Genomic DNA, 16106 nt, shown 5'->3' with positions numbered 1-16106 from the left:
TATGAGTCGGGAATTGACGATCCTTGTGACGGGCGTGAACGGCCAGGTTGGATTCGAGCTGCTGCGGTCGTTGCAGGGGCTTGGCCGCGTGGTGCCGTGTGACCGTTCGACGCTCGATCTCTCCGATCTCGATCGCGTGCGAGCCTTCGTGCGGGACGCGAAGCCGTCGCTCATTGTGAATCCGGCTGCTTATACGGCGGTGGACAAGGCTGAGACTGACATCGAAGCCGCACGATGCTTGAACGTAGACGTACCACGCGTATTTGCCGAAGAGGCTGCGCGTGCTGGTGGCGCGCTGATTCACTATTCGACCGACTATGTGTACGACGGTGTGAAATCGAGCGCGTACCTGGAAGCCGACGCAACGAATCCTCAGAACGTATATGGGGAAACGAAGCTCGATGGCGAACGCGCGATTGCTGCGACGGGCTGCGCGCATTTGATCCTGCGTACGAGTTGGGTGTATGGCCGACGCGGCAAGAATTTCCTGCAGACGATGTTGAGGCTGGGCGCCGAGCGGAAGGAATTGCGAGTCGTCGCGGATCAGGTCGGCGCGCCAACTTGGGCGAAGACGATTGCCGCTGCAACGTCGCATATCGTGGCGCAAGGTGCGGCGGCGAACGACATCGATTGGTGGGTGCGTCGTTCCGGTGTCTACCATTTGTCCTCGGCTGGCGCGACGTCCTGGCATGGCTTTGCCGAAGCGATATTTGCGACCACGATGGGCGCGGATGCGCCTACGGTGATGCCGATTCCCGCGAGCGACTATCCGACGCCTGCGAAGCGGCCGGCCAACTCGAGACTGTCGCTGGACAAGTTGACAGAGGTGTTCGGTTTGCGGATGCCGCCTTGGGGCGAAGCGCTGCAGCTGTGCTTGAGCGATTAGCTCAGATGGCTGTCTGCGAGGGCTGTTGCGTCCTCAACGTCGTAATCCTGTAAAGATGATTAACTGAATGACGAATCCTGTTTACTACCTCCATATCCCGAAAACGGGGGGGACTTCGCTTATCTCATTTCTGGATGATCAATTCGATCCGGAAGATATCTGCCCGGCGCAATTGCTCCCGGAGCTGTTTGCCCTCCCAGAGGGGTCAACGTCGCGATACAGGTTGTTTCGCGGGCATCTCTGGCACGGGTTGGACACCTATGTTAGGCGAAGCCTGACGTATATCACGATGCTGCGTGATCCGGTGCAACGTACCGTTTCGTGGTATTTGCACGCGAAGCGCGACGCAAATGCATACCGGCACCAGCAAATGCACAGTGAAAGCTGGTCGTTGCTCGATTTTGTTCGGGATACGGAAACGAATTGGGATCTCGTCAATACGCAGACGCTGTTTCTGGCGGTGGACCTCGACTATCAAAAGTTGTCTCGCGATCCGGTCGGATACGGACATGCAGTCGTCAAGGAATATGCGGCTCGTCGACACGATCAGGAATTGCTGGGCCTTGCCAAAAAGCGGTTGGAATCGTTTGCATTTTTTGGCATTACCGAGCGAATGCGCGACTCAATGAGTCTTCTTGCGCACGATCTCGGATATTTCCCGAACTTTTCCGCACGTCGATTGAATGTTTCGTCGAATAGGAACGGAAATGGTGAGTTGTCTGCGGCGGAAATTGATGCGATTCGCGAACTGACTACGCTCGATCAAGAGTTGTATGCATGGGCTTGTGAGCTCTTTGACGAGCGCATGGGCGAGATGATGGGTTCGTTATTGACAGGGCATTATTGGCAGTCGGAAACACTGGTCAAGAAGTCCTGGCACTTACCCATGGGCGAGCAGGCGCGGACGCAGGTCGAGGTCGCAGCGCGAGACGCACCGTCAGAAGTCGCTGCTAGTCAGTCATTCTCCGTTCGCCTGCGGTTGTCCAATCGGTCCCGCTACCAAATCTCCAGCCGAGCGCCGAATCCCGTGCACGTGTCATATCACTGGATTGACGCCACGCGTTCGAAGCTAGTGGTGTTCGACGGCGAGCGGACAAGGCTGCAGGCATCGTTGATGCCGGGCGAGGAAAGGGAAATGCAGGCACGCGTCGTGGCGCCATCCATCCCTGGGCAGTACATTCTGCAGTTGACCCTGGTTCAGGAAGGTATCGCCTGGTTCGACAACGGCGATCCAAGTGCACTCGGCGAAGTTGAAGTTGCTGTCAGGTAAGGTCTTTCTTTCAGGTTAGACAGGTATCTTTTGATCGGGTTTGATTGGAGTGCCATTATTACCGTGTGTTGCGAGGGGCAGTAGTTCGCCAGCTATAATTCTGGCCCGGCCCGGTTTGGCCTGATCGGCGGACACTACTTAGGCGACGCAGCAATATACGTGGCGAAGGCTTTCCTTCGTCGACGGATACTAAATTTGGAGTGAATGTGATGTTAATCCCCGTCATCTTGTCCGGTGGTGCTGGCACGCGACTTTGGCCAGTTTCCCGTGAAGGGCACCCCAAACCGTTCATGAAGCTTTCGGATGGCGAGAGCTTGCTCTTGAAGACGTACCGTAGGGCGGCGGAGGTTGGCGGCGATGAATCGCAACGCGGAGAGATCCTGACAGTCACCAACCGTGACTACTACTTCATGAGCAAGGATGAGTTCGCGAGCGCGCAGCTCGGCGAACTTCAGTCTGGCACGTTCATGCTTGAGCCTATGGGCCGAAACACGGCACCCGCAGCGGCAATGGCGGCGCGCTACGTGGCAGAAAAGTACGGGCGCGATGCGTTGATGCTTGTTCTCGCGGCAGATCATCTGATTCAGGACGAGGAGGGATTCGCCGGCGCCGTCGCGAGTGCGGTCGAATTGGCGAATCGAGGCAAGCTGGTGACATTCGGCATCGTGCCGACGAGTCCGGACACCGGTTTTGGCTACATCGAAGCGGGAGAAAAAATTGGTGACGGCCGTACTGCGCTGCGCTTTGTCGAGAAGCCGGACGCGGTGAAGGCCGCGGAGTATGTCGCCACGGGCAACTACCTGTGGAACTCGGGCATGTTCTGTTTCAAAGCCGGCGTCATTCTGGACGAAATGGCCCGTTCTGCCCCGGACGTCACCGCGGCAACAGAGGCATGCTGGGCGGCGTTGCAGGCAAGTAGGCCGTCGGCGCAGATGCTCGAAATTCCAGCTGAGTCGTTCCAGACGGTGCCCGACATCTCGATTGACTACGCGGTGATGGAACGTTCGTCGAACGTAGCTGTGGTGCCCTCCTCGTTTGGTTGGAGCGACATCGGCTCGTGGGGCGCCATTCGCGATCTCGTCGCTCCGGACCAGGACAGCAATCGCGCCGTTGGCGACGCGATCTTTGTCGATAGTCGCAACACCTATGTGCAAAGTCCGAATCGACTGGTGGCGGCGGTGGGCGTCGCTGACTTGATGATCATCGATACCCCGGATGCCTTGCTGGTTGCGCATCCCGATCGTGCGCAGGACGTGAAGCAGGTCGTCGCACGCCTGAAGAAAGAGAATCACGACGCCTACAAACTGCATCGCACCGTGAGCCGTCCTTGGGGGACCTACACGGTGCTGGAAGAAGGGCCCCGTTTCAAGATCAAGCGCATCGAGGTGAAGCCCGGAGCCAGCTTGAGTCTGCAGATGCACCATCACCGCAGCGAACACTGGATCGTCGTGTGCGGAATGGCCAAGGTCGTCAACGGGGAAAAGGAAATCTTCGTTCGTACCAACGAGTCAACATACATTCCTGCTGGGCATAAGCATCGCCTTGAAAACCCGGGCGTGCTGGACCTCGTGATGATCGAGGTTCAGAGCGGCGAGTATTTGGGGGAAGACGACATCGTTCGCTTCCAGGACGCTTACGGGCGGGCTTGATGTTAGGAATGCTGAGAGCCCTTTGGGCCTATCGCGGCTTCATTTTAGGCAGTGTGAAGCGGGAGTTTCAGTCTAAATACCGCAATTCCCTATTGGGCGCGGCGTGGACTGTGCTTAATCCGCTGGCAATGATCGTTGTCTATACGGTGATCTTCGCTCGGGTCATGCATGCCCGGCTGCCTGGCGTGGACAGCAGTTTTGCGTACAGCATTCACTTGTGCGCCGGCGTCCTGCCTTGGGGTATGTTCGTCGAAATCGTCAGTCGAGCGCAGAACGCGTTCATCGAAAACGCGAACATGATCAAGAAGCTCAGCTTTCCGCGGTTGTGCTTGCCCGTGATCGTGGTTGTCAACGCGCTTGTCAATTTTGTCATCGTGTTCGGACTGTTCACGGCGTTCCTGATCATTACGGGCAATTTCCCCGGCGTCGTGTTTCTCGCCGTCATTCCCTTGTTGATCCTGCTGACGTTGTTCGGTATCGGCCTTGGCATCACGCTAGGTGTGTTGAACGTGTTCTTCCGTGATGTCGGGCAATTCTTCGGCATCGTGCTGAACTTCTGGTTCTGGTTGACGCCGATTGTCTACTCAGTCGACATTTTGCCGAAGGCGATTCAGTCCGGAATGAGGTTCAACCCGATGGCGCCGCTGATTGAGTCCTTCCAGGTCGTGATGATGCAAGCCAGTTGGCCGGATTGGTCCCAGCTTTGGTTCGTTACCGTGTTGGGTGTGGGGCTGTGTCTCGCCGGCTTCAGCTTGTTCCGTAAACATGCGGGCGAAATGGTGGATGAACTTTGATGGGCACCATTACCGTTACCAATCTCGGGAAAGCCTTCAAGCAGTACCCTACACGCTGGTCGCGTCTTGTGGAGTGGATGGATCCGCGTGGTCGGGCACATCACACCCCGCACTGGGTGCTACAGGACGTGAACTTCACCGTTAGTGCCGGCGAAGCGCTGGGCATCATCGGCATCAACGGTGCGGGAAAGAGCACATTGTTGAAAATGATCGTCGGGACCACGCAGCCAACGGTTGGCAGCGTGAGCATGACGGGGCGTGTGGCCGCGTTGCTGGAACTGGGGATGGGGTTCCATCCCGATTTCACTGGACGCCAGAATGTCATGATGGCGGGGCAACTGCTTGGCTACAGTGTGGAAGAGATTGTCTCGTTGATGCCGGAAATCGAGGCGTTCGCGGAGATCGGTGAATATATCGATCAGCCCGTGCGCGTGTATTCGAGCGGCATGCAGGTACGCCTCGCATTCAGTGTGGCGACGGCTCGTCGGCCCGACGTGCTGATCGTCGATGAGGCGCTCTCGGTCGGAGACGCCTATTTCCAGCACAAAAGCTTTGACCGCATTCGAGAGTTTCGCAAGCAGGGCACGACGCTACTCATCGTGGCGCATGACAAAGCAGCGATTCAAGCCATTTGCGATCGCGCCATTCTGCTGAACGCGGGGCGTTTGGAGATGGAAGGCCCTCCCGAGGCGGTCATGGACTACTACAATGCACTGTTGGCCGATCGCAAGAATCATGAGGTCAAACAGGAAGCGTTGACTGACGGGACGGTACAAACTGTTTCGGGAACCGGCGAAGCCGTGATCGAGGAGGTCGTGCTGCTTGACGAGTCAGCGCAGCCGGCCGAGGTTGTCAGTGTTGGGCAACCTGTCGCGCTGCGTGTCAAGGTCAAATGCGTCCGGGCGATCCCTGAACTCGTGATCGGGTACATGATCAAGGACCGGCTCGGACAGACGGTATTCGGAACAAACACTTATCACCTGAAGCAGGTGTTGGTCGATTTGGCCGCGGGTCAGTCGCTCGAGCTGGATTTCGAATTCATGGCGAATATTGGCGTGGGCAGCTATTCGGTTTCCGTGGCGCTGCACACGGGCGTCGCGCATGTGGCTAACAACTATCAATGGCGTGACCGCGCGTTGGTCTTCGACGTCATCAACATAAAGACGCAACCCTTCGTCGGAGTGGCCTGGCTGCCGACTACGGTGAGGAGCATGTCGTAGTGGATAGTTTTTATAGTGCATTTGAAGATCGCCATCGGGGCTCAAGGGAACTCATCGCGACACGATTGCAGGTCTACCTGCCCTTCATTCGCCCATTGGTGACGGAGCGCGGGAACGCGATTGCGCTCGATCTTGGCTGCGGGCGTGGTGAATGGCTTGACCTCACGTCGGCCGAGGGTTTTCACGCTCAAGGAGTCGATCTCGATGAGGGCATGCTTGTGGCGTGTCATGAGCGGGGCATGGATGTGCAGCAGCGCGATGCGCTCGACATGTTGCGCTCGCTGCCGGATGCGAGCGTTAGCGTCGTCTCCGCGTTTCACGTCGTCGAGCACATCAGTTTCGGTGACGTGCGCGAACTGATTACCGAAACGATGCGCGTACTCGTGCCGGGCGGCGTGCTCATCATGGAGACGCCGAATCCGGAAAACATCGTTGTGGCGGGTTCGCTCTTCTATATGGATCCGACCCATCGGCAGCCGCTTCCACCGCCATTGCTCAGTTTTGCCGCCGAATATGCGGGTTTTGAGCGCGTGAAAATACTGCGCCTGCAAGAACCGCAATCGCTACATAATCCGGCAGCCGCTATCAGTCTTTTGAACGTGCTCGAGGGCGTGAGCCCAGATTATTCCGTGGTCGCGCAAAAGGGTGGCGACGAGGATTTGCTCGCAGACACGGCGCCAGCATTCGAAAAGGAATATGGCCTTACGCTGCCAGCGCTCGCAATACGGCATACGGAGCACGCTCAAGCACGCCTCCAGCAAATCGAGGCTAATGTGAGAGATGCCCTGGCTCGTACGACGCAAGCCGAGGACATGGTCGGGCAAGTGCGAAACGAAGCCCAGGATGCACAACGCGAAGCTCACGAGGCCCAGCGGGAGGCTCAGGAGGCACAACGGGAAGCTCACGAGGCACAACGGGACGCGCATGAGGCGCAACGCGAAGCTCACGAGGCACAAAGAGACGCTCACGAGGCACAACGCGAAGGCCGCGAAGCCAGAGAGGTCCTGGAAGCGCGTGTGCTGCGCGCAGAAGCACTCGCACACGAATACTCCCTGCAGCTCGAAGCTGTTCATGCGAGTACCTCGTGGCGCGTGACGGCGCCATTGCGCGGAGTCGGCATCGTCGTGCACGCGTTGCAGCGCAATACAGTCAAATCGAACGCGAAGCGGGCACTCGGTCGCGCCACGCTGTACGTTCGTCGTCAACCGTGGCTTGCCGGACCAGCGCTAAGCCTCCTCAAGCGATTTCCCCGTCTGAAGCAGCGGCTTACGCTGATCGCAACCGGGTTCGAAGTGCAGCCTGCGCAACCCGCTGCCGTCATCCCGAGCGACGCCGTTCATCTCACACCGCACGCCCGCGAGATCTACTCGGATTTAAAGATCGCCGTTGCACGACGTCAAAAAGAGGAGGGTTGATGCGCATTGTCATCGACATGCAGGGAGCGCAGAGCGCGAGCCGTTTCCGGGGAATTGGTCGGTATACCCTCGGGTTCGTGCAGCACGTCGTGCGCAATCGCGGGGACCATGAGATCTTTCTTGCGCTGAACGGCCTGCTTCCGGAGTCCATCGACTCGATACGCGTTGCATTTCGCGGGTTGCTACCCAGCGAGAACATCCGCGTATGGTACGCGCCCGGCCCGACTGCGGAGTTCGGTGGCAACGACGTGGCGCGCGAAGTCGCCGAACTGGTTCGTGAGGCCTTCCTTGCAAGTCTCAAGCCCGATCTTATCCACGTCACGAGCATGTTCGAAGGGTATGTCGATAACGCCGTGACGAGTATCGGCCGCTTTGACCACGCGACACCGGTCAGCATTTGCCTTTACGACCTGATTCCGCTGCTCAATCCGGATCAATATCTCAAGCCGCATCCACGCTATGAGGATTACTACCAGCGCAAGGTCAAGTACGTCGAACATGCCAAGTGCTTTCTCGCCATCTCGGAGTCTTCGCAGAAAGAGGCGCAACAGTATCTGAGCGTGCCGGATGAGCGCGTCTACAACATTTCGTCCGCGATCGGGCCGTCGTTTCAGCCCCGCGAGGTGGACATTGAAGCCGCAGCGCAACTTCGTGCGCGGTTCGGTCTTGCTCGCGAGTTCGTGCTCTATACCGGCGGTTCGGATGAGCGCAAGAATCTGCCGCGTCTTGTGCACGCATACAGTAAGCTGCCTGCCGCGTTGCGCGGTCGTCACCAATTGCTGCTCGCAGGCCAAATGCCCGAGGAATGCGTGAATGCTCTGCGCCAGGACGCAGCTAATCACGGTCTTGCGCCAAACGAAGTTGCATTTACGGGCTACGTCAGTGATGACGAACTGATCCAGCTATACAACCTTTGCAAGCTCTTCGTATTTCCTTCGTGGCACGAAGGCTTCGGCTTGCCTCCGCTTGAGGCGATGGCGTGTGGCGCAGCGGTCATCGGCGCGAATGCTAGTAGTCTGCCGGAGGTGATTGGGCTTGACGAAGCGATGTTCGATCCGTTGGACGTCGATGCGATCTCGGCAAAGTTGGCGCACGCACTCGAAGACGACACGTTTCGTGCGAAGCTGCACGCCCATGGTCTCGAACGTGCACAGCTATTTTCCTGGGACGCAACGGCGCGCCGGGCCATCGCGGCCTGGGAAGAGATCGTGATGCACCCCGCGTCGGCGTCAGGGCCGCGCGTGGTCGGCCGCAAGCCGCGACTCGCGTTTGTCTCGCCGTTGCCCCCAGAACGCACAGGTATAGCCGACTACAGTGCAGAGCTGCTGCCGGCGCTCGCCGAGCACTACGACATCGAGGTCGTGGTTGCTCAGGACCAAGTCGATCTGCCGTGGCTTCGCAATCACGGGCCGGTGCGAGATGTTGCCTGGCTGCGCGAGCACGCCCGAGAGGTTGATCGTGTGCTCTATCAGATGGGTAACTCGCCGTTTCATCAGCACATGCTATCGCTGATGCGCGAGGTGCCGGGTACTGTCGTGCTGCATGATTTTTACTTGAGTTCGCTGTTTGCCTGGCTCGAGATGCACGCTGGGGCAGGGCCGGTCTGGACGCAGGCACTCCATGACGGGCATGGCTATCTGGCTGTGCGCAATCGTTTTCGTGACCCCGACGAGGCGCGTCGCCACTATCCAGTTTCGCTCAGCGTGCTGAGGGCGGCTCAAGGGGTGATTTTCCACTCGGATTATTCGCGATCCCTCGCGCGTAAGTGGTATGGTCCGCGTGCTGCCGCTTCGACCGAGGTTATTCCATTGCTGCGCGAACCCGCGAAGCATGCAGACCGTGAAGCGGCCCGCGCTGAACTGGGACTCGCCAACGACGCGTTCGTGATCTGTAGCTTCGGCTTTCTCGACGCCACGAAGCAGAATGATCGGCTGCTGAGGAGCTGGCTGGCGAGTGCTCTCGCTTCGGACCGCAACTGCTTGCTGGTATTCGTCGGAGAGAATCACGGCGGTGAGTATGGCGCCCAACTGGTCAACACCATTCAGCGCAGTGGTGCAAAAGACCGGATCCGCATCACAGGTTTCGCGTCGGCGGTGACTTTTCAGCGCTACCTTGCGGCCGCGGATCTCGCGGTCCAGTTGCGCACGCATTCACGGGGCGAAACGTCTGCCGCAGCGCTCGACTGCATGAACTACGGCCTTCCTCTGATCCTCAACGGAAACGGTGCGCTTGCCGAATTTGATCGTGACGCGGTCTGGTTGCTCGACGACCACTTCGAGGATGCGGAATTGACACAGGCGCTGGAAACGCTGTGGCGTGACGAGCAAAAACGCGCCGAGCTGGGTTCGCGCGCGCGTCGAGTCATCGCCGAGCGCCACGCGCCACAAACATGCGCGCAGCAATATGCGCATGCGATCGAGCGGTTCTATGCTGCGTCGCGCGTGGGCGCACCGGAGCTCGTCGAGGCCGTCGCGCGATTGCCGCATTTCAACCCAGACGAAGCACAGCTATGCCAGGTATCCGGTGCAATTGCAGCTTCGCTTCCGTTGATGCGTCCTGCACGCCGGCTGTTGCTCGACGTTACCGCAACTTGCCGCAACGATCTGAAGACCGGTATCGAGCGAGTGGTCCGGGCCTTGCTATTGGCATTGCTCGAAACGCCAATCGAAGGTTGGCGAGTCGAGCCCATATACCTCAGCGACATTGGCGGACGTTGGCATTACCGGTCGGCTTCCTCGTTCGTTCTGGAGATGCTCGGTTCTGGCAAGGGAGCATTGCAGGAAGAGGTCATCAATCCCGAGGCCGGCGACGTGATACTCGGGCTGGACCTCTCTGGTGACCTCCTCGTCAGGGCGGCTGAGCAAGGCCTGTACGATGAGTATCGTGATTGCGGTGTTGGGCTGTATTTCCTCGTTCACGATATCCTCCCCGTGCGTATGCCCGAAGTTTTCCCTCCGGGCGCGAGCGAAGGGTTCGAGCGTTGGTTGAACGTCATTGCACGCTTTGACGGTGCGGTCTGCGTATCGAAGGCCGTGGCCGACGATCTGATCCGCTGGCGCGCCGAACACGGGCTCGATACGAGTGAGCGCCCGTTTGCGGTCGCGGTCTCTCATCACGGTGCCGACGTGCAGAGCTCGGCGCCAAGTTTCGGTAAGCCTGCAAATGCAGAGCAAACGCTCAAGGCTTTCCGCGCACACCCGAGCTTTCTGATGGTCGGCACGCTGGAGCCCCGTAAGGGATACGCGCAGGTGCTCGACGCGTTCGAACACCTTTGGAATTCGGGAGTGGACGTGAACCTCGTGGTGGTGGGGCGCGAGGGATGGAAGGGCCTGCCGGAGGACATGCGCCGCGATATTCCCGGTACCGCAGATCGCCTTGCAAACCATCCGCAGAAAGGGAAGCGTCTATTCTGGCTGTCCGATATCAGCGACGAATATCTGGACGACGTTTACGCAACGTGCGCATGCCTCATTTCGGGATCTTATGGAGAAGGCTTCGGCCTGCCCCTTATCGAGGCGGCGAACCACTCCATGCCGCTGCTGCTGCGCGATATTCCGGTATTCCGCGAAGTTGCCGGCGAACATGCGGTGTACTTCACCTCCTCGAATGGCGAGGAACTGGCCGCCGCAGTGCAGGCGTGGCTTGCTCTCCATGAACGCAGGCAAGTTCCTGAGTCAAATAAAATTTCCTATTTGACCTGGCAGCAGAGTGCAAGCAACCTCGGCAAATTCGTTAATAGCCAGGTTTCATCGTTGGTGACCCTTTGAATACATCTATCATTACCGGTATTACCGGCCAGGACGGCGCATATCTCGCCCAGCTTCTCCTCGACAAGGGGTATACCGTTTATGGTACGTATCGACGCACCAGCTCGGTCAATTTCTGGCGCATCGAAGAGCTGGGTATTGCGAAACATCCCAACCTCCATCTGGTCGAATACGATTTGACCGATCTGTCGTCGAACATCCGTCTGCTGCAAACTACGGGGGCGACCGAGGTCTATAACCTTGCCGCGCAAAGCTTTGTCGGCGTGTCCTTCGATCAGCCGGCCACCACGGCGGAGATTACCGGCATCGGCCCCCTGAATCTGCTCGAGGCGATTCGCATCGTCAACCCGAAGATCCGCTTCTACCAGGCGAGCACGTCCGAAATGTTCGGCAAGGTGCAGGCCATTCCACAGATCGAATCGACGCCGTTCTACCCGCGCAGTCCCTACGGTGTCGCGAAGCTCTACGCGCACTGGATCACGGTGAACTATCGCGAAAGCTATGACATCTTCGGTTGCAGCGGCATTCTGTTCAATCACGAATCGCCCCTGCGTGGCCGCGAATTCGTCACACGAAAGATCACGGATTCCGTCGCGAAGATCAAGCTCGGCCAACTCGACGTGCTCGAACTGGGCAATATCGACGCCAAGCGTGATTGGGGCTTCGCGAAGGAATACGTCGAAGGCATGTGGCGCATGTTGCAGGCCGATGAACCGGATACCTATGTGCTCGGCACGAATCGTACCGAGACGGTGCGGGATTTCGTGCGCATGGCATTCAAGGCAACCGGCGTCGACCTCGAATTCAAGGGGCGTGACGAGAATGAGACGGCGATCGACGTTGCGACCGGCAAAACGCTCGTCAGGATCAACCCGAAGTTTTACCGTCCGGCCGAAGTGGATTTGCTGATCGGTAATCCGGAGAAGGCAAAGCGGCAGCTGGGCTGGGAGCCAAAGACTACGCTCGAGCAGCTGTGCGCGATGATGGTCGAGGCCGACCTGCGCCGCAACGAGCGCGGTTTTTCGTTCTGATGGACTTTGGACGCTGGTGACGGGGCTCACAGGCCGCATGGGACGTGTTTTCGCGCGGTTGCGTACGCCAGTGGGCGATCCCGTCGCTGAGCACCGCGCAAAAGTAATGCGGGAAGACACACCGCGCTGGATGTACATCGAGGGGCATGGGTGAAGGTTGGTTTTGGTACGACGGCATTGGCCCGTAGCATCGCACACGGGGGGGTGGACGGCATTGGCTCGTACACGCGGGAACTGGGCCGAGCGCTGCTTGCCGGGGGCGAGGTCGAGCTCGTCCCCGTTGGTTATCGTACGTTCGTCGGCGAGGGGGTGCTGCCGGGTGCCGGGTCGCCTGTGAATCTCGGCCGACATGCGGTCATGGCGACGTTGGGTGCGGTCAGTCCGTGGAAGTGCGTCGCCGAAAAGGATCTGGTCGCGGAGCAAGTGGACGTGTTCCACGCGACCGATCACCTGATTCCAAAACTGTCTGCGATACCCGTCATCGCGACCTTAATGGATGCCATTCCATTGTCGAATCCCGAGTGGACGACCGTGAAGCTGGCCGCGCTGCGCCGTTGGCTGTTGCGGCGCTCGGGCGCCTGGGCAGACCATGTGGTTACGATCTCTGAGTATTCGAAGCGCTCGATTGTGGAGCACTTCGGCATCGCTCCAGAACGCATCTCCGTCGTTCCCCTGGGTGTGCACCCACGGTTTTTTGATCAGATCGACCAAGCGGCTCGTGACGAGGTGCTGAAGCGACTGGGCTTGCCTGGGCGGTTCTTCTTGTGCGTGGGCACCTTGCAGCCGCGGAAGAATATCGAGCGTGTCCTGGACGCGCACTCAAGTCTGCCGGCCGGGTTGCGCCGGGAAGTACCACTGGTCGTCGTTGGCCGGGCGGGTTGGGGGTGTGAGAGTCTCGTCGCGCGTTTGCGCGCGAGTGAAACCGAAGGCGGTGCGCGCTGGCTGCAGTATTTGCCGGATTTTGACGTGCGCGCCTTGATGCAATCGGCGAGCGCGCTGGTCTTTGCCTCGCTGTGCGAAGGATTTGGACTGCCTGTCGTGGAGGCGTTCGCTTCGGGCCTTCTGGTCATCGCGTCCAATACGACATCCGTTCCCGAAGTGGCTGCGGATGCCGCTATCCTGGTCGACCCAGGCAACGCAGGTGACATTGCCGAAGCCATGCGCTACGTGACCAAACATACACGTGAGGCCGACACACTCCGCGAGGCAGGGCTGGCAAGAGCGCGCGAGCTGACCTGGCAGGCGTGCGCACAGAAGACCGTGGCGGTTTATCGATCTGTCCTGGGCGGTTCATGTCGCTCTTGATTCGATCCATTCGGGAGAATGCAGCGTGAAGCTGGGGGTGGATATCACCTGGATGGTGGGCAACTACCGAGGCATGGGGCGATTCGCGCGTCGGCTGATCGAACCGGTGCGCGCGTCGGTGCTGGGTCTCGCACCGAGCGGTGTCGCCACGACGGAATGGCCGTCCATCAGTGACGGCCGCGGTTTCTTTCCGTGGTGGGAGCAGGTCGAGTTGCCTCGGCTGTGCGAGGCGCAGAAACTGGACTATCTGCTGTGTCCTTACAACACAGGACCATTGCGACCGACGGGGCAGACGCGACTGATCTCGGTCATCCACGATCTGATTTATCTGCAGCCGTGGCGGGTGTTGCCTCCGGCCAGATCCCCGTATCAGACGTTCGGGCGGGTGTACAGACGGCACGTGGTGCCCCGGCTGGCTCGTCGTGCCGACGTCTTGCTGACCGTATCCCGCTTTACCCAGCGGGAACTGGTTGAGCAATTCGGCCTGTCGGAGCGGGACGTATACGTGATTCCGAACTCGATTTCGGACGACTGGTTCGTTCGTCCGCTGAGCCAGGCGGATCGCGAGCCGTACCTGTTCACGGTGGCCGGGGAGGTACCCAGCAAAAACGTCGATCGCCTGCTGCAAGCCTTCGCATTGGCGAGGCCGTCACTGGGCGATGACGTCAGGTTGCGCATCGCTGGGATCAAATCCGCGCATCACGAACATTTTCTGCGGCGGGCTGCCACTCTGGGACTCTTAGGTCATGTCGAATTGCTCGGGTATGTTTCCGAGCAGGAGTTGAAGCTGCATTACCGGCAGGCACGGGCGTTTATCTTCGCTTCGCTGTTCGAAGGATTCGGCATTCCGGTGCTGGAGGCGATGGCGTCGGGTACGCCTGTCGCGTGCAGCAAGACGACGTCGATCCCTGAGATCGTCGGCGAGTGCGGTCTGAGTTTCGACCCTTGGTCGGTTGACGACATCGCTGAGCAGATCCGGGGGATATGGAGCGGCGGCGAAACGTTCGAGGCGAGAGTCCGCGACGGTATGGAGCGCGCGCGCAGGTTTTCGGAGTCGAGCGTTGCGCCGTCGATACAGCAATTCTGGGAACGTTTGTCGTGAGCACAAACAAGAAAAAACTGCTGGTGCTGACACCCAGGCTTCCTTACCCGGTGATCGGTGGAGACAAGCTGCGCATCTATCATCTGTGTAAGGCGTTGTCGCGCCAGTACTCGCTAACGCTGCTAAGCCTGTGTGAGACGCGCGAAGAGACGGACTGCGAGTTGCCAGACGACGGCGTGTTCGACCGGGTCGAGCGCGTCTTTCTGTCGAAAGTGCGTTCCTATCTGAACACGCTGCTTGCGCTGCCAACGCGGACGCCGCTGCAGGTTGCCTATTACCGGAGTCGGGCATTTGCCTCGGCAGTTGAACGGATCTTGCCTTCGTGTGACGGTGTAGTTGTCCATCTTGTGCGCTGTGCCGAGTACGTGCGTAATTCGGACAAGCCGCGCGTTCTCGAAATGACCGACGCGATCTCGCTGAACTACAGCCGGGTCAAGCAGCTTAAGAATGCACGGGGGCTCAAGTCGCGCGTGCTCAGTCTCGAAGCTAAACGCCTGGGCGACTACGAGCGAACGATCGTCAATGACTTCGATTTGTCGGTGCTGGTTTCGCAGACGGATAAGGACTATCTGTTTTCCCGTTCGCGAGCTGACAATGTGATGGTGTGTTCGAACGGCGTCGATCTGTCTGGATTGACGTATTTGGTGCGCAGTATGGCAAGCCGCGTGCTGATTTTCATCGGCGACATGCGCACGGTTCAGAACGAGGATATGTGTCACTTCTTTGCGGAGGAGGTGTTGCCCTTGCTGCGCAAGCGTGCGGATTACCGGTTCAAGATCGTCGGTTCGATTTCTCCCGCGCTCGCCGAGCGGTTCAGGGCTTATGACGGTGTCGAAGTGACGGGCAGAGTGGCATCGGTGGCGGATGCGTCCATGGAGGGGGCGATCGGCGTGTGCCCGATGCGCATCGGGGCAGGTGTGCAAAACAAGATTCTGGAGTACATGGCGTTGGGGCTGCCGGTTGTGGCGACGTCGCTGGGCTACGAGGGCTTGGGCGCAAAAAGCGAACACGACCTTCTGATCGCGGAGACGCCGCAGGAATTTGCTGAGCGCATTGAGTGGCTGACGGCCAATGAGGCTCTGGCAGTGGAGATGGCGAGGCGGGCGAGGGCATTTGTCGAGCAGGAACACGAGTGGGGGCAGATGGTCGCCCCGCTTCTTGGAAAGTTGGACCAGTTGCTCGGTTGAGTTTTTGTTTTGCCAAGTTCTCGTGATGAAGTTTTTTCGTCTAGGCGGGTTGGCTGCTTTCACAGTCTGAATTTGAAGGCAATTTGAAAGAAAGCAAGGCAATCCGAACAGGGTCTAGCCGTGCCGAACGTGGCAGCACAGGAGGCTTGCTACAGGAGGCGCTTACATGACAGGCGTTGGGCGTAGAACGCCGGACGGCAAAAGTGCTCGGCACCGGGGCGATGGACGATTCGATCCATTTGGTGCTGTGAGGCGCCGGTATAATCTGCGATTGACCCTGCGGAATTCGTGGTTTGGCTGGGCGCTGATTCTGGCTACCAGGCTCAGGCCGCATCGCGCCAAAGGCGCTATTGATTGTGTTGAATGCGCTATTCAGGGGCCCCACCAGGCCGACTTCATTGACCCGGCCTTGGGTGTGGCATTGTGAGTTCGTGAGCTCGCAACCTTGACCGTTGTCAGCGCGATGAGCACGCGCCGCGT

The 16106-nt window shown here is 59.0% G+C and carries 11 protein-coding genes; all 11 read left to right on the top strand.

Features of this window, described 5'->3' with window-relative positions:
* Nucleotide 1 precedes the first annotated feature (1 nt).
* The 11 genes from rfbD to JMY28_RS01460 all read left to right on the top strand — a co-directional run bounded on the left by rfbD (nucleotide 2) and on the right by JMY28_RS01460 (nucleotide 15626).
* Nucleotides 2-886 carry a dTDP-4-dehydrorhamnose reductase gene (gene rfbD, locus JMY28_RS01510; protein ID WP_201693893.1) on the top strand — a complete coding sequence of 295 codons (885 nt, stop codon included), beginning with the start codon at nucleotides 2-4 and terminating at the stop codon, nucleotides 884-886.
* Nucleotides 887-953: 67 nt separating this feature from the next.
* On the top strand, nucleotides 954-2156 hold the full coding sequence (locus JMY28_RS01505) for a sulfotransferase family 2 domain-containing protein (protein WP_201693892.1): 1203 nt from the start codon (nucleotides 954-956) through the stop codon (nucleotides 2154-2156).
* A 209-nt stretch (nucleotides 2157-2365) separates the two neighbouring features.
* On the top strand, nucleotides 2366-3805 hold the full coding sequence (locus JMY28_RS01500) for a mannose-1-phosphate guanylyltransferase/mannose-6-phosphate isomerase (protein WP_201693885.1): 1440 nt from the start codon (nucleotides 2366-2368) through the stop codon (nucleotides 3803-3805).
* Nucleotides 3805-4599 (top strand): ABC transporter permease, encoded by a 795-nt coding sequence (locus JMY28_RS01495; protein ID WP_201693883.1) that lies wholly within the window; start codon nucleotides 3805-3807, stop codon nucleotides 4597-4599. The genes JMY28_RS01500 and JMY28_RS01495 overlap by 1 nt, the downstream gene beginning before the upstream one ends.
* A complete protein-coding gene (locus JMY28_RS01490; protein ID WP_201693881.1) occupies nucleotides 4599-5819 on the top strand; it encodes an ABC transporter ATP-binding protein in 1221 nt (406 codons plus the stop codon). The genes JMY28_RS01495 and JMY28_RS01490 overlap by 1 nt, the downstream gene beginning before the upstream one ends.
* Entirely contained in the window at nucleotides 5819-7234 is a 1416-nt protein-coding gene (locus tag JMY28_RS01485; protein ID WP_201693879.1) for a class I SAM-dependent methyltransferase, read from the top strand. Before JMY28_RS01490 ends, JMY28_RS01485 begins: the two co-directional genes overlap by 1 nt.
* On the top strand, nucleotides 7234-11001 hold the full coding sequence (locus JMY28_RS01480; RefSeq protein WP_201693877.1) for a glycosyltransferase: 3768 nt from the start codon (nucleotides 7234-7236) through the stop codon (nucleotides 10999-11001). Before JMY28_RS01485 ends, JMY28_RS01480 begins: the two co-directional genes overlap by 1 nt.
* Entirely contained in the window at nucleotides 10998-12032 is a 1035-nt protein-coding gene (gmd, locus tag JMY28_RS01475) for a GDP-mannose 4,6-dehydratase (RefSeq protein ID WP_201693875.1), read from the top strand. The genes JMY28_RS01480 and gmd overlap by 4 nt, the downstream gene beginning before the upstream one ends.
* A gap of 150 nt (nucleotides 12033-12182) precedes the next feature.
* A complete protein-coding gene (locus JMY28_RS01470) occupies nucleotides 12183-13337 on the top strand; it encodes a glycosyltransferase family 4 protein (protein WP_201693873.1) in 1155 nt (384 codons plus the stop codon).
* A 25-nt stretch (nucleotides 13338-13362) separates the two neighbouring features.
* Nucleotides 13363-14439, top strand: a complete 1077-nt coding sequence (locus tag JMY28_RS01465) for a glycosyltransferase family 4 protein (protein ID WP_201693871.1) — start codon at nucleotides 13363-13365, stop codon at nucleotides 14437-14439.
* On the top strand, nucleotides 14436-15626 hold the full coding sequence (locus JMY28_RS01460; RefSeq protein ID WP_201693869.1) for a glycosyltransferase: 1191 nt from the start codon (nucleotides 14436-14438) through the stop codon (nucleotides 15624-15626). Before JMY28_RS01465 ends, JMY28_RS01460 begins: the two co-directional genes overlap by 4 nt.
* Nucleotides 15627-16106 lie beyond the last annotated feature (480 nt).

The organism is Paraburkholderia hiiakae (assembly GCF_904848665.1).
GTDB classification, from domain to species: domain Bacteria; phylum Pseudomonadota; class Gammaproteobacteria; order Burkholderiales; family Burkholderiaceae; genus Paraburkholderia; species Paraburkholderia hiiakae.
The sequence above is the reverse complement of the archived record's forward strand: the minus strand, read 5'-3'. Positions and strand labels throughout refer to the sequence as shown.

What these genes read in the sequence shown, in the direction of transcription:
- rfbD (WP_201693893.1), top strand. Translation starts at nt 2, where the DNA reads ATGAGTCGGGAATTGACGATCCTTGTGACGGGCGTGAACGGCCAGGTT.
- JMY28_RS01505 (WP_201693892.1), top strand. Translation starts at nt 954, where the DNA reads ATGACGAATCCTGTTTACTACCTCCATATCCCGAAAACGGGGGGGACT.
- JMY28_RS01500 (WP_201693885.1), top strand. Translation starts at nt 2,366, where the DNA reads ATGTTAATCCCCGTCATCTTGTCCGGTGGTGCTGGCACGCGACTTTGG.
- JMY28_RS01495 (WP_201693883.1), top strand. Translation starts at nt 3,805, where the DNA reads ATGTTAGGAATGCTGAGAGCCCTTTGGGCCTATCGCGGCTTCATTTTA.
- JMY28_RS01490 (WP_201693881.1), top strand. Translation starts at nt 4,599, where the DNA reads ATGGGCACCATTACCGTTACCAATCTCGGGAAAGCCTTCAAGCAGTAC.
- JMY28_RS01480 (WP_201693877.1), top strand. Translation starts at nt 7,234, where the DNA reads ATGCGCATTGTCATCGACATGCAGGGAGCGCAGAGCGCGAGCCGTTTC.